Source organism: Ruegeria sp. AN11, assembly GCF_056536005.1.
This window is the reverse complement of record NZ_JBQFJD010000001.1, coordinates 1,707,916-1,733,642: the sequence shown is the minus strand read 5'-3', so window position 1 is coordinate 1,733,642 and position 25,727 is coordinate 1,707,916. Positions and strand designations below refer to the sequence as shown.

Here is a 25,727-nt window from a genome sequence, read left to right as displayed (position 1 = left end):
ATTAGTTGCAAATGGCCGCGGAATCACGGAGCGTTCAGTTTCCGGTCTTGGCGTATCGGGGCAAGCTGTCCTGAATATCCAGCCACGGCAGGTGATCTGTATGGAACACGTGAAACCGGGGCGAAACTGTTTCCGGGTTTTCCAGCGTCGCGATGTAAAGGTGGATGTGCACCGTGTCCCCTGCATTGCGGTACGCCATCTGAGTTCCACAGGCCGCGCAGAACAGCCGCTCGACATCCGGAGATGAGCGATAGACCGCAGGTGGATCGCCAGACCAGGTCACCGATTCATGCGGCAATCCGAAAAATGCGGTAACAGGGGCGGCGCAGTTGCGGCGGCAATCTGTGCAGTGGCAATAGCAACTCCACGCTATGTTGCCGTCACTTTCCCAACGAACGGCCTTGCAGTGACAATGCCCCTTCATGGTGCCCCCTCCCGAAAACGGCGGCCTATGTCAGAGCCACCCCATTAACCGTAATGCGCGACCGGGGTTCCGGCAATGGCCGCCATGTTCAACAAGCCGCGCGCCGTGATCGAGGGCGTCACGATATGCGCCTTGTTGCCCATGCCCATCAGAATGGGGCCGACCTCGATTCCGTCCGCTTTCATCTTCAGAATGTTTCGCACCCCGCTGGCGGCATCCGCGTGGGCAAAGATCAATACGTTGGCGGCGCCCTGAAGGCGCGAATTTGGGAAGATACGCGAGCGAAGCTCGGGGTCCAGCGCAACATCCAGGTTCATTTCACCTTCATAGGTGAAGTCCCGAGGTTTGGAGTCCAGAATATCCAGCGCGGCGCGCAGACGTTTGCCAGAACCTTCGGCCTGATTGCCGAATTGCGATTGCGAGCAGAATGCGATTTTGGGCTCAAGTCCGAAACGACGCACGTGGCGGGCCGCCCCGATTGTCGTTTCGGCAAGTTCTTCAGGTGTGGGCAGTTGCCGGACATGTGTGTCGGCAATGAAAAGGGGACCGTCTTCCAGAATCATCAGGGACAGCGCGCCCTGCGCACGAAGATCTCCGTCGTCCAGAACCTGTTCGACATAGTTCAGATGCCAGCGGTATTCGCCAAATGTGCCACAGATCATGCTGTCGGCTTCTTCACGCTGGACCATGATCGCGGCAATCGCGGTCGTGTTGGTCCGCATGATCGCCTTGGCCAGATCCGGTGTGACGCCCCTGCGTTGCATGACCTGATGGTAAGAGTTCCAGTAGTCGTAGTAACGCGGGTCGTTTTCCGGGTTCACGATCTGAAAATCCTGCCCCGGCCGGACAGTCAGGCCCAGCTTTTCGCAGCGTGCATCGATCACCTCGGGTCGGCCAATCAAGATCGGTGTTTCCGTAGTTTCTTCCAGGATCGCCTGTGCCGCGCGCAGAACCCGTTCGTCTTCGCCTTCGGCAAAGACAATTCTGCGCGACGCTGCGGCTGCGGCCTCGAACACCGGACGCATCAGCAGGGCCGATTTGAAAACAGTCTGGTTCAGGCTTTCCTTATAAGCCTCGATATCCGAGATCGGCCGTTTGGCCACGCCACTGGCCATTGCCGCCTTGGCAACCGATGACGATACAACGCCCACCAGACGCGGATCGAACGGTTTCGGAATCAGATAATCCGGCCCGAACGTCAGTTGTTCTCCCTGATAGGCGGCAGCGGCTTCCGCGCTGGTGGTGGCGCGGGCCAGTTCGGCGATGCCATCGACGCAGGCAATCTGCATGTCATCGTTGATCTCGGTCGCGCCGATATCCAGGGCACCGCGAAAGATGAAGGGAAAGCACAGCACGTTGTTGACCTGATTGGGAAAATCGCTGCGGCCCGTTGCGATGATCGCGTCCGGAGCAACCTCTCGGGCGGCATCCGGCAGTATCTCAGGGGTCGGATTGGCCAGGGCAAAGATGATCGGGCGATTTGCCATCTTTCCGACCATCTCGGGCTTCAGGACATTCGGGCCGCTGAGTCCCAGAAACAGATCTGCATCGCCAATTACATCATCCAGTGTGCGCAGGTCTGATTTCTGCGCGAACTGATCTTTGTGTGGGTTCATATCTTCGGCCCGGCCTTCGTAGACCAGCCCGTGAATATCGCACAGCCAGATGTTCTCGCGCTTGACCCCCAGTTTGACCAGCATCATCAGACAGGCAATGCCCGCCGCACCGCCGCCAGTTGACACCACCTTGATGTCTCCGAACTTCTTGCCGGCAACGTGCAGGGCGTTCTTGGCCGCGGCGCCAACGACAATGGCCGTTCCGTGTTGGTCATCGTGAAATACCGGGATGTTCATCCGCTCGCGGCACAGTTTTTCGACGACAAAGCAATCCGGTGCTTTAATGTCCTCCAGATTGATAGCGCCGAAGGTCGGTTCCAGCGCGCAGACGATATCCGCCAGCTTTTCCGGGTCGGGCTGGTCCACTTCGATATCGAAACAGTCGATACCAGCGAATTTCTTGAACAGAACCGCCTTGCCTTCCATCACCGGTTTCGAGGCCAGCGCGCCAATATTGCCAAGCCCCAGAACCGCGGTGCCGTTTGACACGACACCCACCAGGTTCCCGCGCGACGTATAAAGCTCGGCATTGGCGGCATCCGATTTGATCTCAAGGCTGGCCTCGGCCACACCGGGCGAATAGGCACGCGCCAGATCGCGGCCATTGGCCAGCGGTTTGGTCGCTTTTATCTCAAGTTTTCCGGGCTTCGGGTGGGCGTGATAGTCAAGCGCGGCCTGCCGCAGGCTGGGTGTGTCGGACATCGGTGAACAAGCTCCTTCCCGGAATTTGGTTTAGTGTTAAACTATATTTTCTGACTTGGCTATGCGGTCTAATGCGTAGGCCGGAATTGGCCGAGAGTGACAGGCTGGTTGAAATTGTTCGTGGTTCTTTTACACGGAGTGGACTTTCACTGCAGCGAAGCGCAAAATCAGGCATGAGCATAAAAGACAACACGCGGCCGGAGAAGGCCGTTTCAGGCAACCAATCTTCATTTGGAATGGAAAAGTCCGGATTCCGCGTGGCAATCGCGCTGATGGCCCTGATCCTGTGCGCCGTTGTGATTTGGCCCCTGCAGGCCGAGCAGCTCAACCAGGAAGGGGGGCCGTTCGAAACGATTTCGGCCGCCGCGCTGCTTGCTGCCGGGCTGGCGGCACTGGTGCGGTTTCCCGGATTGAAACGTCTGTACATCGGTGTGACCTGCCTGCTTCTGGCCGAGCGAGAGCTGGAAGCAGACATTTATTCCGAAGGAACCGTGCCGTTTATGATACTGAGCGGCCTGGATGACATTCTGGACATGACGCTGATCCGGGTCGTGCTTGCGGTCATCATACTGGGCGGTGCCATTTGGCACGGGGTGCCCAACGCACGGCTTGCGCTGAAACAGCGCGCGCCGTTTTTGCTGATCTTCGTTCTTGCCGGGCTGTCGGCTGTGGTGGCCCAGCTTCTGGAAGAGGTCTCGGGACTTTTTGACGAGACGCTGTCCCCGATTATGGCGATCCGTCTGTTTGCGCTGGAAGAAACGCTCGAGATGTTCTTTTCGATTGGCATTTTGGCCTCTGTTCTGATCGGATGGCCCAAATCGAATATTGAAGAGAAGCCTGATGACCAGCAGCAAAAGTCCGACACTCGCTGAATTCCGTCTGCCCACGAACGAACTGCGCGACGACATCCCGTTTTATACCAGAACGCTGGGGATGCGGATGGATATGATCTATCCCGCCGATGACCCCCGTGTTGCGGTGTTTTCGGGCCATGGCTTGCGATTGCGCATCGAAAAGGACGCGCCCGAGGCGCCCGGGACCTTGCGAATCCTGACCGAGGATCCGGATCGGTTTGCCGATGGCGAGCGTGTGCTGGTCGCCCCCAATGGAACTCGCATAGAAATTGACGACCGCAACCCGCCGCTGGTGATGCCGGAAACGGTGCATTCCTTTGTCGTGCGCAGGCTAAAGGACCAGGCGCCGTGGATCATTGGACGGGCGGGTATGCACTATCGCGATCTGGTGCCTGATCGGCTGGGCGGGTCGATCATCGCCAGCCACATCCGTATCCCCGATGGCGGCCCGGTGCCCGACATGGTGCACTTTCACAAGGTCGGGTTTCAGCTGATCTTCTGTATCCACGGCTGGGTCGATGTTGTGTACGAGGATCAGGGCGAAAAGATGCGCCTGACGGCGGGCGATTGCTTTATCCAGCCTCCGGAAATCCGTCACCGCGTGCTCGAGGCCTCGGACAATGTGCAGGTGATTGAGATCGGTGTACCCGCGGAACATGTCACGGAAATCGATCATGACATGGATCTGCCCACCCCTCATTTCCGGCCCACGCGGGAATGGCAGGGGCAGCGGTTTGTGTACAATCAGGCCAAAGATGCCGAGTGGGGGGAGTTCCGCTTGCCGGGATATATCTGCCGGGACACCACGATTGCGGAAAACACTAAGGGCGTTGCCGGGGTTCAGGTGGTAAAACGGGGGCAGGGCGAACCGGTCTGGGCCAGTCATGATACCGATATCCATTTCACCTTCGTGATGAACGGTCAGGTGACGCTGGAAGGGGAAGGACGTGATCCCTATCGGCTGGAACAGGGCGACGCCTTTGTGATCCCGCCGGGGATGCGCACGCGCCTTGCGGACCCGTCCGATGATGTCGAGCTGCTGGAGGTCACATTGCCCGGGACCTTCAATACAACGCTGGGTTAAGCCAAGATCGGATCAGGAAACATGCGCCGGGGGCTTCAAATCCCCCGGCTCTTTCCATTAGGGTATGGCATTCTGACCAGATGATCAAAAATTGGGAATCACCATGCCTTTGAAAGACGCCGCCCTGTCCGTCCGGGAAAACGCTTACGCGCCGTATTCGAAGTTCAAAGTGGGCGCGGCGATCCGGTCGAAGTCCGGAGTGATCTTTTCCGGCTGCAACGTGGAAAATGTCGCCTACCCGGAAGGCACCTGTGCCGAAGCGGGTGCGATTGCCGCGATGGTGGCCGCGGGTGAGCAGGAACTGGCCGAGGTTTATGTTGTCGCCTCAAGCCCGCAACCGGTACCGCCTTGTGGCGGATGCCGTCAGAAGCTGGCGGAATTCGGCAAGCCGGACGTCAAAGTGACGCTTGCGACAGCAACCGGAACTGAGCTTGAGACAACCATCGGACAGCTTCTGCCCGGCGCGTTCGACGCCTCTCATATGGAGGATGTCTGAACCTATGGACGCCCGTTCGATCATCGCAAAACTGCGCCGGGGTGACGTTCCGACCAGTGCAGAGCTGAACTGGTTCGCCCAGGGTTTGGCCGATGGTGCCGTCAGTGACGCGCAGGCCGGGGCGTTTGCCATGGCAGTTTGCATGGGCAGTCTGGGCGCACAGGGCCGCGCCGATCTGACCGTCGCGATGCGGGACAGTGGAGAGGTGCTGAGCTGGGATCTGGACGGTCCGGTGATCGACAAGCACTCGACCGGTGGGGTCGGGGATTGTGTCAGCCTTGTGCTGGCGCCGGCGCTGGCCGAATGCGGGGCCTATGTTCCGATGATCTCGGGGCGTGGCCTTGGCCATACCGGCGGGACACTGGACAAGCTTGAGGCCATTCCAGGGGTCAGCACCCAAATCAGTCAGGACCGGTTGGAGCAGATATTGCGCGAAACCGGTGCGGCCATCGTCGGCGCAACCGGCCAGATTGCGCCTGCGGACAAACGCCTTTACGCGGTGCGCGACGTGACGGCGACAGTTGAAAGCCTGGATCTGATCACGGCGTCGATCCTGTCGAAAAAGCTGGCAGCGGGCCCGGATGCGTTGGTGCTGGACGTGAAGGTCGGTTCCGGTGCGTTCATGAAAACGCTGGATGATGCTCGAAATCTGGCGCGGGCCTTGACCGAAACAGCAAACGCCGCCGGTTGTCGCACTTCGGCAGTGATCACCGATATGAACCAGCCTCTGGCCTCGGCGCTGGGCAATGCGCTGGAAATAGCCGAGGTGATGAAAACGATGACCAGCGGCCAACCGACGCCTCTTGCCGAGCTTTCCTCCGAATTGGGTGGTGTGTTGCTTAAAGATGCGGGAATGTATGCCTCGATTGACGAGGGGCGCAGGCAAATCGCCGATGTGATCAGGGATGGTCGGGCGGCGGACCGATTTGGCCGCATGATGGCGGCGGTGGGCGGTCCGGTCCATCTTGTCGAAAACTGGGAACGCTTTCTGCCCGAAGCGAATGTCATTCAGGAAGTTGCGGCCCAACACAGCGGCTATATCACAAGCATAGACGGCGAGGCGCTGGGTCTGGCTGTCGTCGCGCTGGGTGGCGGGCGGCAGGTCGAAGCCGACGTCATTGACCCGGCAGTGGGCATTTCTGACATCGTGCGATTGGGGCAGCAGGTATCACAGCGCGAGCCACTGGCCGTGGTGCACGCCGCACGCGAAGACGCGGCCCGGCAAGCCGCAGAGGCGATTTTGCAGGCCATCACGATCAGCGAAACGCCCGCACCGATCCCCGATCTCGTCCATGAAAGGATTACCGCATGAGACGGGCTTTCCTTGTCGTCATGGACTCTGTCGGTATTGGCGGCGCAACGGATGCGGATCAGTTTTTTAACGGCGAGGTCCCTGATACGGGTGCCAACACCGTGGCCCATATCGCGCAGGCCTGCGCGGAAGGGCGGGCCGAAGATGGCCGATCGGGTCCGCTGCACCTGCCCAACCTCGACGCGCTGGGGTTGGGAGCGTCTGTGCGTCTGGCCTCAGGCGATGAAACACCGGGGCTCGAGGTCGAACCAACCGGCCTCTGGGGCTGCGCGCACGAAAATTCGCTGGGCAAGGACACGCCTTCGGGCCACTGGGAACTGGCCGGACTGCCGGTGCCGTGGGACTGGCACTATTTCCCGGACACCACGCCCGCATTCCCCGCTGATCTGAGCCGCGCGGCGGCAGAGGCAGCCGGAACAGACGGGATACTGGGCGATTGCCACGCCTCGGGCACGAAAATCATTGCCGAACTAGGAGCCGAACACATGCGGACGGGCTGGCCGATCTGCTACACCTCGGCCGACAGCGTGTTCCAGATTGCCGCGCATGAGGAAAGCTTTGGCCTCGACCGTCTGCTGCAGATGTGCCGGACGCTGGCCCCGATGCTGCATGACATGAAGATCGGCCGCGTTATCGCGCGCCCGTTTATCGGCTCGCCCGAGGGCGGGTTCACCCGAACCACCAACCGCAAAGATTTTGCCATTCTGCCGCCCGCGCCGGTTTTGACCAACTGGGCTCAGGATGCCGGCCGCCGCGTTCACGCTGTGGGCAAGATCGGCGACATTTTCTCGATGCAGGGGATTGATACTTTGCGCAAGGGCTCGGACGCCGAACTGATGGGGCACCTGTCTGATCTGGTGGACGAAGCTGAAGACGGCAGTCTGACCTTTGCCAATTTTGTCGAGTTTGACAGTCTCTATGGACATCGCCGCGACATCAGCGGCTATGCCCGCGCGCTGGAATGGTTCGACCGCGAAATCGGCGCGATCCTGATAAAACTGCGCCCGGGTGACCTTATGGTGCTGACCGCCGATCATGGAAATGATCCTAGCTGGACCGGCACAGACCACACACGCGAAAAGGTGCCGGTGCTGATCGCAGGGCGGGGCGCAGGGCAGATCGGTGCGGTCAATTTCGCCGATGTCGCCGCCAGCATCGCGCATCACCTGAACATTCCGGCACATGGACCGGGACGGAGTTTTCTATGACTGTCGCAGACCTGCCCAAGATCGAGTTGCATCTGCATCACGAAGGCGCGGCTCCGCCCGCCTTCATTCGCCAACTTGCGCATGAAAAACGCATTGATCTGAGCGGTATTTTCAAGCCCGACGGCTCCTATGACTTCCGCGATTTCGCCCATTTCCTGAGCGTTTATGAGGCTGCCTGCGAAGTACTGAAATCGCCCGAGGATTTCCGCCGACTGACCCTGGCTATTCTGGAAGAAAGCGCTGCCAATGGTGTGGTGTATTCGGAAACCTTCCTGAGCCCCGATTTCTGCGGCGGTGGCGATGTGCACGCCTGGCGCGATTACCTGAATGCCATTCAGGACGCCGCGGATGAGGCTGAGCGCAAGTTCGACATCACCCTGCGCGGCGTCGTCACGTGTGTTCGCCATTTTGGCCCGGACAAGGCGAAACTCAGCGCCCGTTGCGCGGCCGAAACCTCAGGCGACTGGATCACGGGCTTTGGCATGGGCGGCAACGAAGGGGTCGGCGCGCAGGGCGATTTCAAGTGGGCGTTTGATTGCGCCCGCGAGGCAGGATTGCGGCTGACCACCCATGCGGGTGAATTTGGCGGACCGGACAGTGTGCGCGATGCGGTGCGCGCCCTGGGGGTCGAGAGGATCGGACATGGTGTGCGCGCTATCGAAGACCCCGACCTGATGTATGAACTGGTCGACCGGGACATCACGCTTGAGGTTTGTCCGGGGTCCAATGTGGCGCTGGGCCTGTATCCGGATTTCAGCGCCCATCCGATCGCAAAGTTGCGCGATGCGGGCGTCAAGGTCACCGTCTCAACCGACGATCCGCCTTTTTTCCATACCACCATGCGACGTGAATATGAGATGCTGAACGCAGCTTTCGGCTGGGAGGCCGAGGATTTCAGCGCAATGAATGATACGGCCCTCAATGCGGCCTTCTGTGATGAAGACACCCGTGCGCGGGTCCAAAAAAGACTGGAGAAAACATGAGCGAACATCTGACCGTCGTTGATCATCCGCTGGTGCAGCACAAATTGACGCTCATGCGGGACAAGGGTACATCGACCGCCGTTTTCCGGCAGTTGCTGCGGGAAATCACCCTGTTGCTGGCCTATGAGGTCACGCGAGAACTAAAGCTGACGACCCGCAACATCGAAACCCCGATGGAGGAGATGGACGCCCCCATTCTGGCCGGTAAGAAACTGGCATTGGTGTCGATTCTGCGCGCTGGCAACGGGATGCTGGACGGTGTGCTGGAATTGATCCCGTCGGCGCGGGTGGGCTTTGTCGGATTGTATCGCGATGAAAAGACGCTGAAACCTGTCCAGTATTACTTCAAAGCGCCCGAAGGACTGAAAGACCGCCTGGTCATTGCTGTGGATCCGATGCTGGCCACAGGCAACAGTTCAGCCGCTGCGATTGATCTGCTGAAAGAGGCAGGCGCGACCGATATCCGTTTCCTCTGTCTGCTGGCCGCGCCCGAAGGGGTCGCGCGGATGAAAGAGGCCCATCCGGATGTGCATATCGTGACGGCCGCGCTGGATCGCGAACTGAATTCCAAGGGCTATATCATGCCCGGATTGGGCGACGCCGGCGACCGGATGTTCGGTACCAAGTAAGCTGTCTGCGGCGTTTCGGGTGTAAGGTGAGGCACGAAATCCCTGCCCCGCCTACGGCGTATTCGGGGTATTCGTGTCGGAGAGTGTTCAGGTAAATCCCGAACGCTTTATTCACCACAGATGTTTTGCAGCCGGACCCAGTCGCGGTCAGGCAGGACCTGCTCCTGGGATCGGCCCACCATCGGGTCGGCCTCGATCAGGCCCAGAACCGTTTCGCCGGTGATATCACGCGCGTAGGCGTAAGGTGTCGAGGGCAGGGCTGCCTGAGCAAACACGGCCAGCAATTCCTGATCGGGCAGGGATGGGCGCGGTTCCGAAAGGACCTGCTCGGTGTAACTGTCGATGATCTGCGGTGTCAGTTCACCGGTCGTCAGCAACCGGAATGCGGTTGTCGGGCCGGTGCGGTCCAGCAGGTCATCAAGCGGGTCATGTGCCTCGGCCCGAGCGCGTTCGGCGATGACATATCCTGCCGCCACCGCCGGGTCTTCATGATCCTCGACCAGCGTTCGGCTCAGCAGCACCGTGCCGCCGGGCAGGCTAAGGCTGTTCTGCACCCCGGCAGGCAGGATCACGATCTGCCGTACACCGGTCCTTTTTGCCAGCATATCCAGCGCGGCCTTGGCATCTTCCGATACACAGGCGCGCCCGGAGACCCTTTCGATGCGTTGCAGGATGGTATCGCCGATGTCCTGCCGCTTGATCTTGGGAACGACTGAAACAACGTGGCTTTGCAAGGCAACCGGCAGCCAGAGCAACAGCAGGGCCGCCACGGCGGCGACTACCCCGCCGACACTCAGCCAGCGCAGTCGGCCAGGGTGCGGACGTGACCGGTCGATTGCACGTTGCAGCCTGTCGATCGCTTCGATCATCGTGGTTTCGGATTCGGCCAGTTCCAGCGTTTCATCCGGGTCGCCGTCAGGGTTGAAAATGGCCGGGTAGCCGCCCGGATTTTGTCGCTCCAGCGCGGCCAGGGACCAGTGGGTCAGCGCACGGTCATTGAAATCCGATATCGTCAGCGTGGCCTCGCCAATTGACACGACCACCTCGCGCCGCTGCATATCGGGCGAGGGCCGCCACAGACCGGTGGCTTCGATCCGCTGGTACTGTTTTAGGGCCGTCATCGGGGCGAGGTCTGCTCAAAATTATTTTGATCCAGCTTAGCATGATAAATTTACGCGGCGCAAACCTGTTGAACCGTATTTGGCACTTGCGCCCGGTATCCGGATGCGGGGAAATACGCGGGTCCGGCAGCGAAGGCGAAAATTGAACAGAATGCAGACAGGCAACCCATCTTCACCCGTTTTGGCCTCTGGCCTCATGATCGGCGCAATGGCCATCATCGGGGTGATCGACAATGTCGTGGTTCTGGTGGCCGAAACGATCGGTCTGTGGCAATTCCACCTGAGCCGCGCAATATTGATGCTGCCGCTGGTGCTTCTGTTGTCACTGCTTGGGTTGGGCGGATTGCGCCCGATCCGCCCGGGCATTGTTCTTTTGCGAAGCGTCCTGATGACGCTGGCCATGCTGTTTTACTTCTCGTCGCTTGCTTTGATGCCGGTTGCTCAGGCGTTGGCGGGGTTGTTTACGTCCCCGATTTTCGTGTTGCTGATTTCGGCCCTTGGTCTGCGGCAGAAAATCGGGCCCTGGCGAATTCTGGCTGCGCTGCTCGGGTTTCTAGGATTACTTCTGGTTCTGCAACTCAATCCGGCGGATTTCGATGCCAGAACCCTGTTGCCGGTTGCAGGCGGGTTTTTCTATGCGCTTGGGGCGATCCTGACACGGTCCCACTGCGCGCAGGAAAGTACGGTCGTCATGCTTGGGGGGATGGTAATTACACTTGGTATTGCTGGCGCGCTGGGGCTGACGGGGTTCTCGATCTTTCCGGTCGGTGCGGAACCGGGCCCGGAAGGGTTCGTGACCCGTGGCGTGGTCTGGCAGATACAACCCTCGCTTCTTTGGGTGGTGGTCCAGGCCGTAGGGTCAACCATAGCCGTTTTCATGCTGATCAAGGCGTATCAGGTTGGTGAGCCATCCTATGTCGCAATCTTCGAATACTCGGTGATGATCTTCGGTCCTGCGTTTGCGTGGGCGGCCTTCGGCCAATCAATCGATGGCATCCAGATCGTCGGCATCGGGCTGATCGTGCTGACCGGAGCCCTGCTGGGCTGGCGTTCGATGCGCGCGTCGGCGGAACAGGCCGTGGCGTGATCGTTTCCCGGCGCAGGTCGTATGTGTTTGTTCACATCCCCAAAACGGGCGGCACGTCGCTTGCATCGGCGCTGGAACAGAGGGCGACGAAGGATGACATCCTGATCGGAGACACGCCCAAGGCGCGGAACCGTCATCGACGGCAAAAGGGCTTACAGGCCAGGGGGCGGTTGTGGAAACACTCCACGCTGGCGGATATCGACGGGCTTGTCCCGCCCGAGGTGTTGGAGCGCATGTTCACTTTCACGCTGGTCCGCAACCCATGGGATCGGTTTGTCAGTTACTACCATTGGCTGCGGGACCAGAAATTTGACCACCCCGCAGTGTCGCTGGCAAAGGTGTCGTCTTTTGAAGAATTTTTGCTGAAACCGGCCACGCTTAGGTCAATTCAGGCGCATCCCGCGCGGCGCTACATGACGCGGGCAGATGGGCACGAGCAGTGCCGAGCCTTTATTCGGCTTGAGAAGTTCGAGGAGGATGCTGAACCGTTGTTCGAGCATCTCGGTTTCAGGCTGACCCTTCCGCATCTCAACGGGTCCGAAAGAGAGGTGGATTATCGGCAGTACTATTCCACGCGAACCCGAAATGCGGTGTCGGATGCCTGCGCGGAAGATATCGGAAGATTCGACTACCGGTTCCACTCCTGATCCCGTCACCGTTTCCGAATTTCCGGCAAGCCTGTGAAAAACAATCGCATTGTTTGCTGATTGTGGGTCAATTGGGCCGGAACAGGCTCAATTCGGGCTAAAATATGTCAAAACTAAGACAGCGCGCCTGATCACATGATACCCACGTTTCAATGTTTATCTGTGCCAAGGGGGGCTGGGCACGTGTTTGAAGTAGTGAGTGTTACTGATTTATCAGATCATGCGCGGAAGATGGACGACGTCCTGTCGCGCAATGCAACGTTGTCGCGCCGGGGCGGGTTTGTCCAAGGCACCAAGATTGCAACGACCCGAGGCTGGAAGCCGGTGGAACGCATTGCGGCAGGTGATCTTGTCCGAACATTGGACCATGGTTTCAAGGAAGTACGCCGAATTGCGACTGACAGGGTGAGCATCGCAACGGGCGAAACGCGCGCAGAATATCTGCCCGTCTACGTGCCGTCGCGTGCGGCGTATAATGGGCGTCCTGTCTGGCTGATGCCAGAACAGGGGGTGGCGCTGGACATAAGCCGGATTGAACCGGGCACCGAAGGCGTGTCTGTGATCCCGGCCCGGATGCTCAGCGGAATGTGCCGGATGACCTCGCAAGCACCGTCCACAACCTTCGATGTCAGCACGTTTTTTTTCGATTGTGACGAGGTGGTCTTCCTTGAAGGCGGGTTGCAGGCCTATTGCCCGGCAAGTCGCTTTGGATCGCGCGGGTCCCCGGATCAGCCTTCATACCAGATCGCCGAGGCGCAGGACGCCGACCACCTTGTCGATCTGATCGCATACAAGGGCGAACTATCAGCCCTTGCAAACCCGTTGGGTGCGCTGCCCGCGCCCATCCCGCAAGAACCGATTTTTCCCGTCAGGCCACAGTTGGGAGTGCGCCGCCCGGGAAGACCCGGCAGGCCGAATGTGCCAGCCCTGTTCTTGCGGCCTGAATGGCAGACCTAACCAAACACTAAGAAAACGATGCAGGCGCGTATTACGCGCCTGCATCACTTGTTCAGGCGGCCTTGGCCTCGGGCGCGAAGCGGCCATAGAACGTCTGGCCCTTATCGGCCATCTCACGCAGCAGCGGCGGGCAGGCGAACCGTTCGCCGTATTGCGCTGCCAGCTGGTCGCAGCGTTCGGCGGCGTAAGGTGCGCCAATGATGTCCAGCCAGCTTAGTGGGCCACCGGACCACGGGGCAAAACCCCAGGCCAGAATGGCACCCACGTCACCTTCGCGGATATCCTCCAGAACACCTTCTTCCAGCGCGCGGACCGCTTCCAGAACCTGTGCGAACATCAGGCGTTCTTGCACTTCGATCAGGTCGGGCTGATCTTCGGCCAGCGGGTATTTGTCTTGCAGACCTTTCCAATACCCGACGCGCTTGCCCTTTTCGTCATAGTCGAAGAAGCCTGCATTTGCCTTGCGGCCCAGACGTCCCTGTTCTTCCATCCAGAAGATCAGATCGTCCGAGGGGCTTTCGGGATAGGCATCGCCCATCGCCGCCTTGGTTGCGCGGGCAATCTTGGCGCCCAGATCAATCGAGGTCTCATCGGTCAGCTGTACCGGCCCGACCGGGAAACCCAGTTGACGTGCGGCGTTGTCAACCAATGCAGGGCTGACGCCCTCGGTAATCATGCGCGCACCTTCGTTGATGTACGGGATGATGCAGCGGTTGCAGTAGAAGAACCGCGCGTCGTTGACGACGATCGGTGTCTTCCGAATCTGACGCACGTAATCCAGCGCCTTGGCAACCGCACGATCCCCGGTTTCCTTGCCTTTGATGATCTCGACAAGGAACATCTTCTCGACCGGCGAAAAGAAATGGATGCCGATGAACTGATCCGGCCTCACGCTGGCCTTGGCCAGATCGGTGATCGGCAGGGTCGAGGTGTTGGAGGCAAAGATGCAATCTTCGGGAATGATCGCTTCGACCTTTTTGGTCATGTCGGCCTTGACTGCGGGGTCTTCGAATACCGCTTCAATAATCAGGTCGCAGCCTTTCAGATGCTCCAGATCGGGCGTCGCGGTGATGCGGGCCAGCATGGCTTCTTTCTTTTCAGCCGTGACCTTGCCGCGCTTGATACCTTTGTCCAGGTACGCTTCGGTATAGGCCTTACCCTTGTTGGCGGCCTCCTGATCGCGGTCGATGAGAACGACTTCCATCCCGGCCTGAGCGGACACCAGCGCGATGCCCGCGCCCATCATGCCCGCGCCCAGAACACCGATCTTCTTAACCGACTGGTCCGGCACACCCTGAGGTCGCACTGCGCCTTTCTCCAGCGCTTCCTTGTTCAGGAACAGGCTGCGGATCATCGCTGACGAGGACGGGTTCATCAGGATCGAAGTGAACCAGCGCGCCTCGATCCTCAGGGCTGTGTCGAAATCGACCAGAACACCCTCGTAGACCGCGCTCAGCAGGGCCTGAGCGGCCGGGAACGCGCCTTGTGTCTTGCCGTTGACCATCGCCGAAGCGCCAACGTAGTTCATGAAGCCAGCCGGATGGTACGGCGCACCACCGGGCATCTTGTACCCCTTTGCATCCCAAGGCTTGACCAGATCCGCATCGCTGGCGTTCAGCACCCATTCCTTCGCGGCGGCCAGCGGGTCTTCGACGACCTCATCGACCATTCCCGCACCCTTGGCCTTGTTCGGCTCCAGTGTTTTGCCTTCCAGCAATAGCGGAGCCGCACCAACGGCACCCAGCTTGCGGACCATGCGGGTGGTTCCGCCCATGCCCGGGAAGATGCCGATCATGATTTCGGGCAGGCCGATCTTGGCCTTCGGGTTGTCGGCGCAGAAAATGCGATGACAGGCCAGTGGCACCTCAAGCCCGATCCCCAGCGCGGTGCCGGGCAGGGCGGCGGCAATCGGTTTGCCGCCCTTTTTGGTCTTCGGGTCCATTCCCGCCAGTTCGATCTTACGTAGAATGCGATGCCCGTTCATTGTGAAATCGAACATGGCCTGCGCTGGTTCATCGCCCGACTTCTCGCGGATCGATCCCAGCACGTTCAGGTCCATACCGGCGGCAAAGCTGTCCTTGGCCGAGGTGATAACCGCACCCTTGATGTTGTCATCTGACAGAACCTGATCGATCATCTCTTCGATCAGGGCCAGCGCCTCGACGCGCAGGATGTTCATGCTTTTCTCGGGCACGTCCCAGGTGATGATGGCAACGCCGTCGGCGTCCACTTTCATGGTGAAATCAGTCATGTCTCGTCTCCGATCTGGTCAGCCGTCAGCGGGCTGCCGTCTTTGCGGGTGAAGCGAAAGCCGTGGGCATCGAACTTCACCATCATGTCTATGTCGCTGTAATATCCGGTCTCGGCCGGCGTCCGTGTGCCCACCACCAGAAAGGTCGCGGGCGCATCGGTTTTGTTTACAAGGTGATGGCCATTGGCCTCACCTGCGGGCCAGGCGGCGCAATCGCCGGGCTGCATCTCATGCTCGCCATCGTCATCTATCAGCACACAGGTGCCGCTGAGCATGATCGCAAACTCGTCCTGCTCCATATGGTAATGGCGCAGCGAAGACATGCCATCGGGTTCCAGCCGCACGATGTTGACGCCGTACTGTGTCAGCCCGCCTGCATCCCCCACAGGCTGAACAAAGCGGCCATTGCCAGCTTTGGCCAGCTTGCCGGGGTAACCCGAACCGCCCCGGAAAGGGATTTGAGAGAGATTCAGCTTGGGCATCAGACTCGCTCGATAATGGTTGCGGCACCCATGCCGGACGCAATGCAGAGCGTGGCCAGACCGGTTTCCTTGTCCTGACGCTCCAACTCATCCAGAAGCGTGCCGATGATCATTGCGCCGGTTGCACCCAGTGGGTGACCCATCGCGATCGAGCCGCCGTTGACGTTGACCAACGCCGGGTCGACGTCGAATGCCTGCTGGAAGCGCAGCACGACTGAGGCAAAGGCTTCGTTCACTTCGAACAGGTCCAGATCGCTGATCTTCATGCCGTTGTCGGCCAGAATTTTCTCGGTCACAGGAACCGGGCCGGTCAGCATGATGGTCGGGTCGGTACCGATCTTGGCAGTTGCCTTGATGCGCGCGCGCGGCTTGAGGCCGTACTTCTCACCGAACTCCTTGTTCCCGATCAGAACAGCCGCTGCACCGTCCACGATGCCCGAGCTGTTTCCTGCGTGGTGGATGTGGTTGATTTTTTCCAGATGCGGGTATTTCAGCATGGCCACCTTGTCGAAGCCGGGCATCTGCTCACCCATCATCGCAAATGAGGGGTTCAGCGCGCCAAGGCTCTGCATGTCCGTGCCGGGGCGCATATATTCGTCGCGGTCCAGAATGGTCAGCCCGTTCTGGTCCTTTACGGTGATAACCGACTTTTCGAACCGGTTGTCTGCCCATGCTTCTGCTGCGCGCTTTTGGGATTCAACCGCCAGGGCGTCGGCGTCATCCCGGCTGAAGCCATATTCCGTCGCGATGATGTCGGCCGAAATACCCTGCGGGACGAAATACGTGCTCATCGCCAGAGACGGATCAACGGCGATGGCGGCACCATCGCTGCCCATGGGCACGCGGCCCATCATTTCGACACCGCCAGCGATGTAAGCGTCGCCAGCACCGCCTTTCACCTGGTTCGCAGCCAGGTTCACCGCTTCCATGCCAGAGGCGCAGAAACGGTTGATCGCCAGGCCGGGGATCGACTGGTCCAGATCGGACGCCAGCACGGCCGAGCGTGCCAGACAGCCGCCCTGTTCCATCACCTGCGTGACATTGCCCCAGATCACGTCCTCTACGGCGTGGCCTTCGAGGTTGTTGCGATCTTTCATCGCGGTCAGGGTCAGGGCGGACAAGCGCACCGAGGTTACCTCGTGCAGGCTGCCATCCTTGCGGCCCTTGCCGCGCGGGGTGCGCAGAGCGTCATAGATATAGGCTTCGGTCATGGGTCTTCTCCTCAAGCTCGATCCGACGGGTTGCCGGGCATCAGGTCATAGGGGTGTTTCCAGCCGGGCTGCTCGCTGAGGCGTGTCAGCCAGGCGTCGATATTTGGCCAGTCGGCGCGGTCGAAACCGAATGGTTCCGGATAATACAGGTAGCCGCAGCAACTGAGATCTGCATTTGTCACACCGTCCCCGACGATCCAGTCACGACCGGCCAGATGCTGGTTCAGAATCTCGTATGCCGCCTTAAGCCGACCTTGATTGAACGCGATCACATCCGGGTTGCGGTGCTTTTCCGGCAGGAAATTGATCAGAAAACGAGTGAGGCCAGCCATTGAACTTAGTTTGTGATTATCCCACAACACCCAACGGAAAATCTCGTAGTTCTCTTCCCGGTTCCTGCCGCCGAACTTCCCTGATTTCTCAGTCACATATGCCTGAATGGCGCCGGACTGACTGGTGCGGAAATCACGATCAATCAGAAAGGGCGCTTCGCCCATTTCGTTGGCCTCCGCGCGAAATTCACGCGTGCGGGTCTCGCCATTGAAGAAATCGACAAAGACCGGCTCCCACTCCAGCCCCGACATCTCCAAGGCCAGCGCCGCTTTGTAAGAGTTCCCGCTTTCTCCGAAACAATGCAGTTTGATAGTCATGCGATTACCCCTCCCAAGGCGCATGTGGTCAGGTTGGAATTGAGTATTTTGGAAAAGATGAAGAGCCGACATTTACCTTTGATCAACCTTGGTCTGTTTCAATCAACGAGCGGTACAGGCTGGAGAGCCGATGACCGCAAAAGGTGAAGTCGTCCCTGTCCTGATGGCGAGTGCGCCCGGTGGCAGGGGCGCATCAGGCCTTCATCTTTTCAAAAATACTCCCGCCGGAGGCGTCCGGCCTCGATGCGATCGCAGGCGAAGAATTGGCGTATTGCCTCACCGCTTTCGCGCTTCCAGTTCGGAATTGAATATGCGCAGCCGGTGAGTCAGGTTCTCCTCGTCAATGACACTGTTGAAATTCTCGAACAGAAAAGACAGCGCTTCACCCTCGTCCAGCCCCGCTTCGCGGGCGAAACCCTTGAGACGGCGATACCCGTCTTCGGTCATTGCAACCGGAAAGCGGCGGGTTAAGCGAAAGCGTTTCGGCATGTCTTGTCCTCCGGGGACCTGGTTCCGGGCGAAAGTACCCGGAACCAGACTGAGTTCAGAAATTTGCCGCGTCCAGCGCCATTACAGTATCCGCGCCGGTTTGTATCCGGGCCAGATGCATGGATGTGGCACGCAGACGGCGCGCCATATAGAAGCGACCGGTGTTGATCTTTGTCTCGTAGAAGTTCTTGTCCGATGCGCCACTGTCTAGGGCTTCCCGTGCAACCTTTGCCATTTTCGCCCACATCAGGCCCAGGCAGACATGGCCGAACATGTGCATGAAGTCATATGACCCGGACAGCGCGTTGTTCGGATTCTTCATGCCCTCCTGCATGAAGTACATGCCAGCGGCTTGCAGGTCTTTCGACGCAGCTTTCAGCGGTTCGATGAAGGCTTTGTCATAAGCTTCGTCCTTGCCACCGTTTTCCTTGCAGAAAGATTTGACCATTTCAAAGAAGGCCATGACATGCTTGCCGCCATCCTGTGCCAGCTTACGGCCCACAAGGTCCAGCGCCTGAACGCCATTCGCACCTTCGTAGATCATCGCGATCCGGGCGTCGCGTGTGTATTGCGACATGCCCCATTCCTCGATGTAGCCGTGGCCACCATAGACCTGTTGGGCCTGAACGGTCATGTCATAGCCTTCATCCGTCAGGAAGCCTTTGATGACCGGTGTCAGCAGCGAGATCAGCCCGTCCGCGTCCTTATCACCCGAGCGGTGCGCCTTGTCGATCATGGTCGCGCCCCAGAGGATGAACGCACGTGCACCCTCGGTGAAGCTTTTCTGATCCATCAGGTTACGGCGGATGTCGGGGTGAACGATCAGCGGATCGGCGAGGCCGTCCGGGTTCTTCACACCTGTTACGTCGCGGCCCTGCAGGCGGTCTTTGGCATATTCGACAGCGTTCTGATACGCAGCTTCGGCCTGAGACAGGCCTTGCATGCCCACACCCAGACGCGCTTCGTTCATCATGGTGAACATGGCGCGCATGCCTTTGTGTTCTTCTCCCAGCAGCCAGCCGGTCGCCTCGTCATAGTTCATGACGCAGGTTGAGTTGCCGTGGATGCCCATCTTCTCTTCGATCTTGCCGACCGAAACGCCGTTGCGTTCGCCCAGGCTGCCGTCTTCGTTGACGATGAACTTGGGCACGACGAAAAGCGACACGCCCTTGATCCCTTCGGGGCCGCCGGGGATTTTTGCCAGCACCAGGTGGATGATGTTGTCGGCCATGTCGTGATCGCCGGCCGAGATAAAGATCTTCTGACCCGAGATTTTATAGCTGCCGTCGCCCTGCGGTTCTGCTTTGGTGCGCATCAGACCCAGATCGGTGCCGCAATGCGGTTCCGTCAGGTTCATGGTGCCAGTCCATTCACAGCTGACCATGTTGGGCAGGTACATGTTCTTCTGCTCGTCGGTTCCGTGCGCCAAGATCGCAGACGCCGCGCCGTGCGTCAGGCCCTGATACATGGTGAATGCCTGGTTGGAGCCCGAGAACATCTCGCCCACGGCAGTTCCGAGAACATAGGGCATGTTCTGACCGCCATATTCTTCCGGCATGTCGAGGCCCGTCCAACCGCCTTCCTTCATCTGCTCGAAGGCATCTTTGAACCCGGATGGCGTATAGACGATACCGTTTTCCAGCCGACATCCTTCGGTATCGCCAACCACGTTCAGCGGGTGCAGAACATTTGTGGCGATCTTGCCCGCTTCCTCCAGCACGGCGCCGGTGAACTCGGCCTCCAGATCGGAATATCCCGGAATGTCCGAGGTCGAGACTTTCAGTACATCGTGCAAAATGAACTGTGCGTCTTTGATTGGCGCGTTGTAGACGGGCATGTGAAGCTCCCTTAATTCAGATGTCCGGGGGCGGGCGAGATTATTCGGCCGCCTTCTTTTCCTGTTTCATCGAGACGATGACCTTTTCGCCCCAGCGCAACTGCTCTTTCAGATCGTCGATGGCCTGTGTCAGTTCTTCGCGGCGTGCTTCCATGTCTGCCAGACGTTCGCACGCGATCTCATAGGTGCGGGACATCTGTGTCAGTTGCTGATCACCGACGTGATACAGGTCCAGAAGCTGCCGGATTTCTTCCAGGCTGAAGCCAAAGCGCTTGCCACGCAGGATCAGTTTCAGACGGGCACGATCGCGTTTGGTGAACAGACGTTTCTGGCCTTCACGGATAGGAAACAAAAGTTCCTTGGCCTCGTAAAACCGCAAGGTACGTGGTGTGACATCATAGGTCTCGCACATTTCGCGGATGGTCATCAGGTCTTCGGTCATGGTTCAAACTCTCATCACTGGCGTCGTGAAAAAGATTTGCGCAGTTGATGGGCCTCTTACAACATGCAGATGACGTTTACGTAATGCGAACGCTACGTCACAAAAAAGTTGACGTAACATCCGTTCGCGTAAATCCGCGTTTCGGTAATCTTCTTTCCCCTGGGTAAGGGGAAATCTCGCGATTCCACGCTGCGTGTATCGACGTTCTCCACAAGAAAAATCCCGCAGCGGGACCACGGGAGCTTCAGTTTCGACCGAAATGACGCTTGAAAGGTTGTCAGCCCAGAGAATTGGCCGTCTGGTCGCGCAGTTGCTTGAGGGCGTCCATGGCTTCGTCCAGTTGCTGCCTTTGCTGGCGCAACTCCTCCATTTGCCGGTCAGCCATTTCCACAAAAGTTGCCATCTGAGCCTGGTTGCCCTGATGTTCATAGATCAGCAGCCACTGCCGGATCTCTTCCAGCGGGAACCCAAACTTGCGTCCGCGCATGATCAGCGTCATGCGCGCGCGCTCACGGGGGCCGTAATACCTGGAGCGGCCTTCGCGGTCAGGTTGCAGCAACTCGATATATTCGTAGTAGCGCAGGGTACGGGGCGTTACGTCGAACTCGGCGCACATTTCTTTGAATGACAAACGGGTGTCGGACATTCCTCATCTCCTTGCCTGCAACCTATGGAGTCGTAGCGGCAAGCGCAACAGTCGGGCTTGCCCTTTCGCTGAACTGACGATCATAAAGGGCGCGGAAGAAGGAAAATACCGAATGGTAGAAAAATTGGGTTTCGCGCGCCAGTTCATCGAGGCGATTCCACATGCCAGGGCATTGGGCATGGAGCTGACGTATATCGGTGCCGGAGAAGCCGAGATCACCATGCCGTACAACGCGGAACTTGTCGGGGATCCGCGCACCGGCGTCATTCATGGTGGGGCGGTGTTCGCTTTGCTGGACACTTGTAGCGGTGCGGCTGTCATGAGCCATCCGTCCGCGCCGGGTGCCACGGCGACAATTGACCTGCGCATAGACTACATGCGGGCGGCTACGCCGGGGCAGAACATTACAACGCGCGCCAAATGCTATCACATCACGCGCAATGTGGCCTTCGTGCGTGCGACCGCAACGGATGACGATCAGGAACATCCTGTCGCAACCGCATCGGGGTCTTTCACCGTGGAGGGCAGGTAAATGGCGCGCAATCGACCGGAGCCGATGCAGGTGGTCAAGAACCGCCGGGACGCCGCACTGAACGCCATGGTCGATGGGGTGCCGTATATCCGGTTTCTCAACATCACCTTCGACCGGCGTGGGGATGAACTGACGGGTGTTCTGAATTTTGACGAAAAACTGATTGGCAATCCGCTGCTGCCCGCGCTGCACGGTGGGGTCACTGCCGCGTTTTTGGAAGTGACCGGCGTGATCACCCTGTGCTGGGAGACCGTGTTTCCCCGCATCGAAAGCGGAGAGATGAGTGCCGAAGACATTCGGGATGCCAGTTTGCTCCGATACCCGAAAACCATCGATTTCACGGTCGACTACCTGCGTTCGGGCTTGCCGCGCGACGCCTATGCCCGCGCTTACATCAGCCGTTCCGGGCGGCGTTATGCTTCGGTCCGAGTTGAGGCGTGGCAGGACAACCATGCGCGCCTGTTCGCGCAGGCTTCGGGGCATTTCCTGATGCCGCAATCGGATTCGGACGAAGGATAGCCTTGGATGCGGGATGCCTCGGCACCCATCACGCACAGACGGGTGCTGAAGATCGCAGCACCTATCGTTCTGTCCAATGCCACTGTCCCGATACTGGGGGCGGTTGATACTGGTGTTGTCGGGCAGATGGGGCTGGCCGCCCCGATCGGCGCTGTCGGAATGGGCGCGGTCATCCTGTCGGCCATCTACTGGATATTCGGCTTTTTGCGGATGGGCACCACGGGATTGGCTGCACAGGCGCGCGGGGCCGGAGACACGGCGGAAACCGGCGCGCTTCTGATGCGCGGTTTGCTGTTGGGCGGCGCTGCGGGGCTGTTTTTCATTCTGACGCAGGTCTGGGTGCTGTGGGGGGCATTTGCCCTGTCCCCCGCAAGCCCCGAAGTCGAAGCCCTGACCCGGCAATACCTGGAAATCCGGATCTGGGGGGCGCCGGCGACAATTGCGCTTTATGCCGTTACAGGCTGGTTGATCGCGATCGAGCGGACGCGGGGCGTGTTTGTGCTGCAGATCTGGATGAATGGCCTGAATATCCTGCTGGATCTGTGGTTCGTGCTTGGGCTGGGCTGGGGCGTCGAGGGCGTCGCGCTGGCGACACTGATCGCCGAATGGACCGGGTTGGCACTGGGGCTATGGCTCTGCCGTCAGGCATTTGCCGGCAATCAGTGGAGAGACTGGCCGCGCATTTTCGACGGCGCACGGCTGCGGCGGATGATGCAGGTGAACGGCGACATCATGGTGCGGTCCGTCCTTTTGACCGGATCGTTCACCACTTTTCTTTTTGTCGGGTCGGACCTAGGCGACGTCAATCTGGCTGCCAATCAGGTTCTGCTGCAGTTTCTGGAAATCACAGCCTTTGCGCTGGACGGTTTCGCCTTTTCGGCCGAGGCGCTGGTTGGCGGGGCGATCGGGGCAAAGGACCGCTTTCAGGTTCGGCGTGCGTCCGTGATGGCGTCACAATGGGGCGTAGGCGGCGCTTTCGCGCTGGGTCTGGTTTTCTATCTGGCAGGACCCGCGCTGATTGATGTGATGTCCACCTCGCCCGAGGTACGTGAGGCCGCGCGCGAGTTTTTGATCTGGGCTGCGATTGCCCCGGTGATCGGCGTGGCCAGCTGGATGTTCGACGGTATCTACATCGGCGCGACCTGGACCCGGGACATGCGCCAGGCGATGATCCACTCGGTAGGGATCTACGTCCTGTCCCTGTTCATTCTGGTGCCTGCATTTGGCAATCACGGGCTGTGGGCCGCGTTGATGGTTCTGAACATCGCGCGTGGCGTCACGCTGGGATGGCGCTATCCGAAGCTAGAGGCGCAAGTCGCTTAAAGCAGGGTCAGCAGGTTTTCGGGCGGACGCCCGATTGCGGCCTTGTCACCGCGAATGGCAATGGGGCGTTCGATCAGGATCGGGTTTTCGGCCATGGCACGGATCAAGGTATCGTCCGGCGTCGCTTTGTTCAGCCCCAGTTCCCTGAAGCGCTTTTCACCTGTGCGCATCATGTCGATTGCAGCAATGCCCAGTTTCGCCTGCACGGCCCGCAATTCGTCTTCTGACGGTGCGTCCTCCAGATACTTTCGGACACGGGGTTCTGCGCCGTTTTCTTCAAGCAGTGCAAGCCCCGAACGCGATTTCGAACACCGCGGGTTGTGCCAGTATTCCATCACAGCCAATCCTCTCGTTTGCTGCCAACCGCCTGTGCGACATTTTCAAACCCGTCCCGGGCCAGAAGTTCGTCCAGACCCCGGGCGATTTCCGATGCCAGCGACATGCCGCCGTAAACCATGGCCGTATAGAACTGGACGGCCGAGGCACCGGCGCAAATCTTTGCATAGGCCTGTTCCGCGCTGCTGATGCCACCCACGCCGATCAAGGGAATGCGTCCTTCGGTCAGTTGGCTGAGCTGCGCAAGAACGCGGGTCGATTTTTCGAACAAAGGCGCGCCAGACAGGCCACCAGCCTCATCCTTGTGTGCGCTTCTCAGCCCGTCGCGAGACAGGGTGGTATTCGTGGCAATGACCGCGTCAATTCCGGTTTCCAGCGCGATATCGGCGATATCTTGTATCTCTGGTGCCGTCAGGTCCGGAGCAATTTTCAGGAATACGGGAATCGGTGCCGGCAGCGCGTCTCGCGTTTTGACAACACCCGCCAGCAACGCGCCAAGCGCGGCCTTACCCTGCAAGTCTCGCAGTTTCTCGGTGTTGGGGGACGACACGTTGACCGTGGCAAAATCCAGATGGGCGGCACAATGGGCCAGTACTTTGGCAAAATCACCGGGGCGGTCGTCGCTGTCCTTGTTGGCGCCAAGGTTCAATCCGATGACCGCATCGCGGGGACGGCTCGCGAGACGGCGAGCCATGACGTCCATTCCTTCGTTGTTGAAGCCGAAACGGTTGATGGCCGCCTTGTCTTCGGTCAGGCGAAACAGGCGCGGTTTCGGGTTGCCCGGTTGTGGACGCGGTGTCACCGCACCGACTTCAATAAATCCGAACCCGGCCCGCGATAAAGGGCCCAGAACCTCGCCATTCTTGTCGAATCCAGCGGCCAGGCCGACCGGATTGGCCAGCGTCAGACCGGCGACTTGCGTGCGCAGGCGTTGTGAGGTGACAGGGCCGGCAGCCGGGACCAATCCGGCTTTCAAAGCCCGGATCGACATCCTATGGGCAGTTTCGGGGTCCAGCCGGTGCAGGGCTGACAGCCCAAGCTTTTCGATCAGTTTCATCCGAAGGTCCCTCCGACCTGTGCTGGCGAACAACGGATCAGCCGCGAGGTCGAAACAGCCGCCTGACGATGCACCACGGCGGTGCGATAAACGGGGTCGGTTACCATCTCAAGGAAGGCGTGCGCGCTGGGATATCGGGCGATGAACACAGCATCCCAGATTTCGTCGGCGGGGCCTATCAAAGTGGTTTCAAATCCACCGCGCCACAAAATGGACGCTCCGATGCGGGCAACAATGGGCGCGGTTTCCGATCCGTAGTTCTGGTAGGCCTCAGCGCCGGTCAGGCCGGCATATGCCAGCGCGTGTCCGGAAGGGTATTCAGCCTGCGCGCGAAACCTGACCAGGTTGAGCATCTCGATCGGCTGATCGCGATCCAGTGCCTTGAACGCTTCGAACTGCTCACGATCAGGATCGATGAAGCCGGTCATACCATCTCCTTGGGGAACTGGTGTAGCGTTCCGTCAAAGGGCAGGGCGCGGGTCCAGATCACATCGGTCATCCGGATCTGCCGGTAAAGGTGGGGAAACAAGGCACCCCCGCGCGAAACTTCCCATCTCAGATCATCGCCCATGGCGTCGGCGTCGCAGGCCAAGAGGACAAGGCCATCAACTCCGGCAAAATGCTTGGCGGCGGTTTCGGCGGCCTGTTGGGCCGTCGAGAAATGGACAAATCCGTCGGTAACGTCAATCGGCGCGCCGTCTGACGCGCCCTGATCCTGCAGCGTGGTCCATTCATCGGACCTGAAAATCTTGTAAATCAGCATGAGGTGGTGATGCCTTGCACGGCGTGGGGAATCAAGGCGGATTTCCCCCTTTGACTCTTTGTTTCAGTC

The 25,727-nt window shown here is 59.3% G+C and carries 28 protein-coding genes; 13 read left to right on the top strand and 15 right to left on the bottom strand.

Annotation, left to right across the window (positions count from 1 at the left end; all coding sequences use genetic code 11):
- Positions 1-34: 34 nt before the first annotated feature.
- Both ACR3EQ_RS08620 and ACR3EQ_RS08615 read right to left on the bottom strand, forming a co-directional pair.
- Positions 35-424 carry a GFA family protein gene (locus ACR3EQ_RS08620; RefSeq protein ID WP_480490360.1) on the bottom strand — a complete coding sequence of 130 codons (390 nt, stop codon included), beginning with the start codon at positions 422-424 and terminating at the stop codon, positions 35-37.
- Positions 425-468: 44 nt separating this feature from the next.
- Positions 469-2,742 (bottom strand): NADP-dependent malic enzyme, encoded by a 2,274-nt coding sequence (locus ACR3EQ_RS08615; RefSeq protein ID WP_170609524.1) that lies wholly within the window; start codon positions 2,740-2,742, stop codon positions 469-471.
- Positions 2,743-2,915: 173 nt separating this feature from the next.
- On the opposite strand from ACR3EQ_RS08615, the gene ACR3EQ_RS08610 reads away from it, so the two are divergent.
- From ACR3EQ_RS08610 to upp, 7 genes are all read left to right on the top strand, one after another.
- On the top strand, positions 2,916-3,614 hold the full coding sequence (locus ACR3EQ_RS08610) for a hypothetical protein (RefSeq protein WP_170609526.1): 699 nt from the start codon (positions 2,916-2,918) through the stop codon (positions 3,612-3,614).
- The gene (locus ACR3EQ_RS08605; protein WP_480490358.1) at positions 3,583-4,680 is read left to right on the top strand and encodes a cupin domain-containing protein; all 1,098 of its coding nucleotides are present in this window, start codon (positions 3,583-3,585) and stop codon (positions 4,678-4,680) included. Before ACR3EQ_RS08610 ends, ACR3EQ_RS08605 begins: the two co-directional genes overlap by 32 nt.
- A 103-nt stretch (positions 4,681-4,783) precedes the next feature.
- Positions 4,784-5,176: a cytidine deaminase gene (locus tag ACR3EQ_RS08600; protein ID WP_480490356.1), complete on the top strand. Its 393-nt coding sequence runs from the start codon at positions 4,784-4,786 to the stop codon at positions 5,174-5,176.
- 4 nt (positions 5,177-5,180) lie between these two features.
- Entirely contained in the window at positions 5,181-6,488 is a 1,308-nt protein-coding gene (locus tag ACR3EQ_RS08595; protein WP_480490354.1) for a thymidine phosphorylase, read from the top strand.
- The gene (locus ACR3EQ_RS08590) at positions 6,485-7,696 is read left to right on the top strand and encodes a phosphopentomutase (RefSeq protein ID WP_480490353.1); all 1,212 of its coding nucleotides are present in this window, start codon (positions 6,485-6,487) and stop codon (positions 7,694-7,696) included. The genes ACR3EQ_RS08595 and ACR3EQ_RS08590 overlap by 4 nt, the downstream gene beginning before the upstream one ends.
- On the top strand, positions 7,693-8,679 hold the full coding sequence (locus ACR3EQ_RS08585; protein ID WP_170609536.1) for an adenosine deaminase: 987 nt from the start codon (positions 7,693-7,695) through the stop codon (positions 8,677-8,679). Before ACR3EQ_RS08590 ends, ACR3EQ_RS08585 begins: the two co-directional genes overlap by 4 nt.
- Positions 8,676-9,308 carry a uracil phosphoribosyltransferase gene (gene upp, locus ACR3EQ_RS08580; RefSeq protein ID WP_170609538.1) on the top strand — a complete coding sequence of 211 codons (633 nt, stop codon included), beginning with the start codon at positions 8,676-8,678 and terminating at the stop codon, positions 9,306-9,308. Before ACR3EQ_RS08585 ends, upp begins: the two co-directional genes overlap by 4 nt.
- A 107-nt stretch (positions 9,309-9,415) precedes the next feature.
- On the opposite strand, the gene ACR3EQ_RS08575 is transcribed toward upp, so the two are convergent.
- Positions 9,416-10,429: a hypothetical protein gene (locus ACR3EQ_RS08575; RefSeq protein WP_170609539.1), complete on the bottom strand. Its 1,014-nt coding sequence runs from the start codon at positions 10,427-10,429 to the stop codon at positions 9,416-9,418.
- A 151-nt stretch (positions 10,430-10,580) separates the two neighbouring features.
- Between ACR3EQ_RS08575 and ACR3EQ_RS08570 the strand changes: the two genes are divergently transcribed.
- From ACR3EQ_RS08570 to ACR3EQ_RS08560, 3 genes are all read left to right on the top strand, one after another.
- Complete coding sequence (locus ACR3EQ_RS08570) at positions 10,581-11,516, top strand: DMT family transporter (RefSeq protein ID WP_170609541.1); 936 nt, start codon at positions 10,581-10,583, stop codon at positions 11,514-11,516.
- A complete protein-coding gene (locus tag ACR3EQ_RS08565; protein ID WP_170609543.1) occupies positions 11,513-12,163 on the top strand; it encodes a sulfotransferase family 2 domain-containing protein in 651 nt (216 codons plus the stop codon). Before ACR3EQ_RS08570 ends, ACR3EQ_RS08565 begins: the two co-directional genes overlap by 4 nt.
- Before the next feature lie 231 nt (positions 12,164-12,394).
- Complete coding sequence (locus ACR3EQ_RS08560) at positions 12,395-13,120, top strand: Hint domain-containing protein (RefSeq protein WP_480490350.1); 726 nt, start codon at positions 12,395-12,397, stop codon at positions 13,118-13,120.
- A 52-nt stretch (positions 13,121-13,172) separates the two neighbouring features.
- Here the strand turns inward: ACR3EQ_RS08560 and ACR3EQ_RS08555 are convergent, their stop codons facing one another.
- The 8 genes from ACR3EQ_RS08555 to ACR3EQ_RS08520 form a co-directional block, all read right to left on the bottom strand.
- A complete protein-coding gene (locus tag ACR3EQ_RS08555) occupies positions 13,173-15,371 on the bottom strand; it encodes a 3-hydroxyacyl-CoA dehydrogenase NAD-binding domain-containing protein (protein WP_480490348.1) in 2,199 nt (732 codons plus the stop codon).
- Positions 15,368-15,853: a cupin domain-containing protein gene (locus tag ACR3EQ_RS08550; protein WP_170609548.1), complete on the bottom strand. Its 486-nt coding sequence runs from the start codon at positions 15,851-15,853 to the stop codon at positions 15,368-15,370. The genes ACR3EQ_RS08555 and ACR3EQ_RS08550 overlap by 4 nt, the downstream gene beginning before the upstream one ends.
- Positions 15,853-17,064 (bottom strand): acetyl-CoA C-acetyltransferase, encoded by a 1,212-nt coding sequence (locus ACR3EQ_RS08545; protein ID WP_480490346.1) that lies wholly within the window; start codon positions 17,062-17,064, stop codon positions 15,853-15,855. Before ACR3EQ_RS08545 ends, ACR3EQ_RS08550 begins: the two co-directional genes overlap by 1 nt.
- An 11-nt stretch (positions 17,065-17,075) precedes the next feature.
- The gene (locus tag ACR3EQ_RS08540; RefSeq protein ID WP_170619492.1) at positions 17,076-17,714 is read right to left on the bottom strand and encodes a glutathione S-transferase; all 639 of its coding nucleotides are present in this window, start codon (positions 17,712-17,714) and stop codon (positions 17,076-17,078) included.
- Positions 17,715-17,990: 276 nt separating this feature from the next.
- Positions 17,991-18,203 carry a hypothetical protein gene (locus tag ACR3EQ_RS08535; protein ID WP_170609554.1) on the bottom strand — a complete coding sequence of 71 codons (213 nt, stop codon included), beginning with the start codon at positions 18,201-18,203 and terminating at the stop codon, positions 17,991-17,993.
- Between the two features lie 55 nt (positions 18,204-18,258).
- Positions 18,259-20,040 carry an acyl-CoA dehydrogenase C-terminal domain-containing protein gene (locus ACR3EQ_RS08530; protein WP_170609556.1) on the bottom strand — a complete coding sequence of 594 codons (1,782 nt, stop codon included), beginning with the start codon at positions 20,038-20,040 and terminating at the stop codon, positions 18,259-18,261.
- 40 nt (positions 20,041-20,080) lie between these two features.
- Positions 20,081-20,482, bottom strand: a complete 402-nt coding sequence (locus tag ACR3EQ_RS08525) for a MerR family transcriptional regulator (protein WP_170609557.1) — start codon at positions 20,480-20,482, stop codon at positions 20,081-20,083.
- 277 nt (positions 20,483-20,759) lie between these two features.
- Positions 20,760-21,128: a MerR family transcriptional regulator gene (locus ACR3EQ_RS08520; RefSeq protein ID WP_170619491.1), complete on the bottom strand. Its 369-nt coding sequence runs from the start codon at positions 21,126-21,128 to the stop codon at positions 20,760-20,762.
- A gap of 112 nt (positions 21,129-21,240) precedes the next feature.
- On the opposite strand from ACR3EQ_RS08520, the gene ACR3EQ_RS08515 reads away from it, so the two are divergent.
- Genes ACR3EQ_RS08515 through ACR3EQ_RS08505 form a run of 3 tightly spaced genes read left to right on the top strand, consistent with a single transcriptional unit; the run spans position 21,241 to position 23,502 of the window.
- On the top strand, positions 21,241-21,660 hold the full coding sequence (locus ACR3EQ_RS08515) for a PaaI family thioesterase (protein ID WP_170609559.1): 420 nt from the start codon (positions 21,241-21,243) through the stop codon (positions 21,658-21,660).
- A complete protein-coding gene (locus tag ACR3EQ_RS08510) occupies positions 21,661-22,179 on the top strand; it encodes a PaaI family thioesterase (protein WP_170609560.1) in 519 nt (172 codons plus the stop codon).
- A gap of 6 nt (positions 22,180-22,185) precedes the next feature.
- Positions 22,186-23,502 (top strand): MATE family efflux transporter, encoded by a 1,317-nt coding sequence (locus ACR3EQ_RS08505; RefSeq protein WP_170609561.1) that lies wholly within the window; start codon positions 22,186-22,188, stop codon positions 23,500-23,502.
- Here the strand turns inward: ACR3EQ_RS08505 and arsC are convergent.
- From arsC to ACR3EQ_RS08485, 4 genes are read right to left on the bottom strand one after another with little or no spacing between them, the layout of a single operon-like run.
- Positions 23,499-23,840, bottom strand: coding sequence for an arsenate reductase (glutaredoxin) (arsC, locus tag ACR3EQ_RS08500; protein WP_170609562.1), 342 nt, complete (start codon positions 23,838-23,840; stop codon positions 23,499-23,501). The genes ACR3EQ_RS08505 and arsC overlap by 4 nt on opposite strands.
- Positions 23,837-24,895 carry a quinone-dependent dihydroorotate dehydrogenase gene (locus tag ACR3EQ_RS08495; RefSeq protein ID WP_170609563.1) on the bottom strand — a complete coding sequence of 353 codons (1,059 nt, stop codon included), beginning with the start codon at positions 24,893-24,895 and terminating at the stop codon, positions 23,837-23,839. Before ACR3EQ_RS08495 ends, arsC begins: the two co-directional genes overlap by 4 nt.
- On the bottom strand, positions 24,892-25,323 hold the full coding sequence (locus ACR3EQ_RS08490) for a DUF1330 domain-containing protein (protein WP_170609564.1): 432 nt from the start codon (positions 25,321-25,323) through the stop codon (positions 24,892-24,894). The genes ACR3EQ_RS08495 and ACR3EQ_RS08490 overlap by 4 nt, the downstream gene beginning before the upstream one ends.
- The gene (locus ACR3EQ_RS08485; RefSeq protein ID WP_480490343.1) at positions 25,320-25,658 is read right to left on the bottom strand and encodes a DUF952 domain-containing protein; all 339 of its coding nucleotides are present in this window, start codon (positions 25,656-25,658) and stop codon (positions 25,320-25,322) included. Before ACR3EQ_RS08485 ends, ACR3EQ_RS08490 begins: the two co-directional genes overlap by 4 nt.
- Positions 25,659-25,727: the final 69 nt, after the last annotated feature.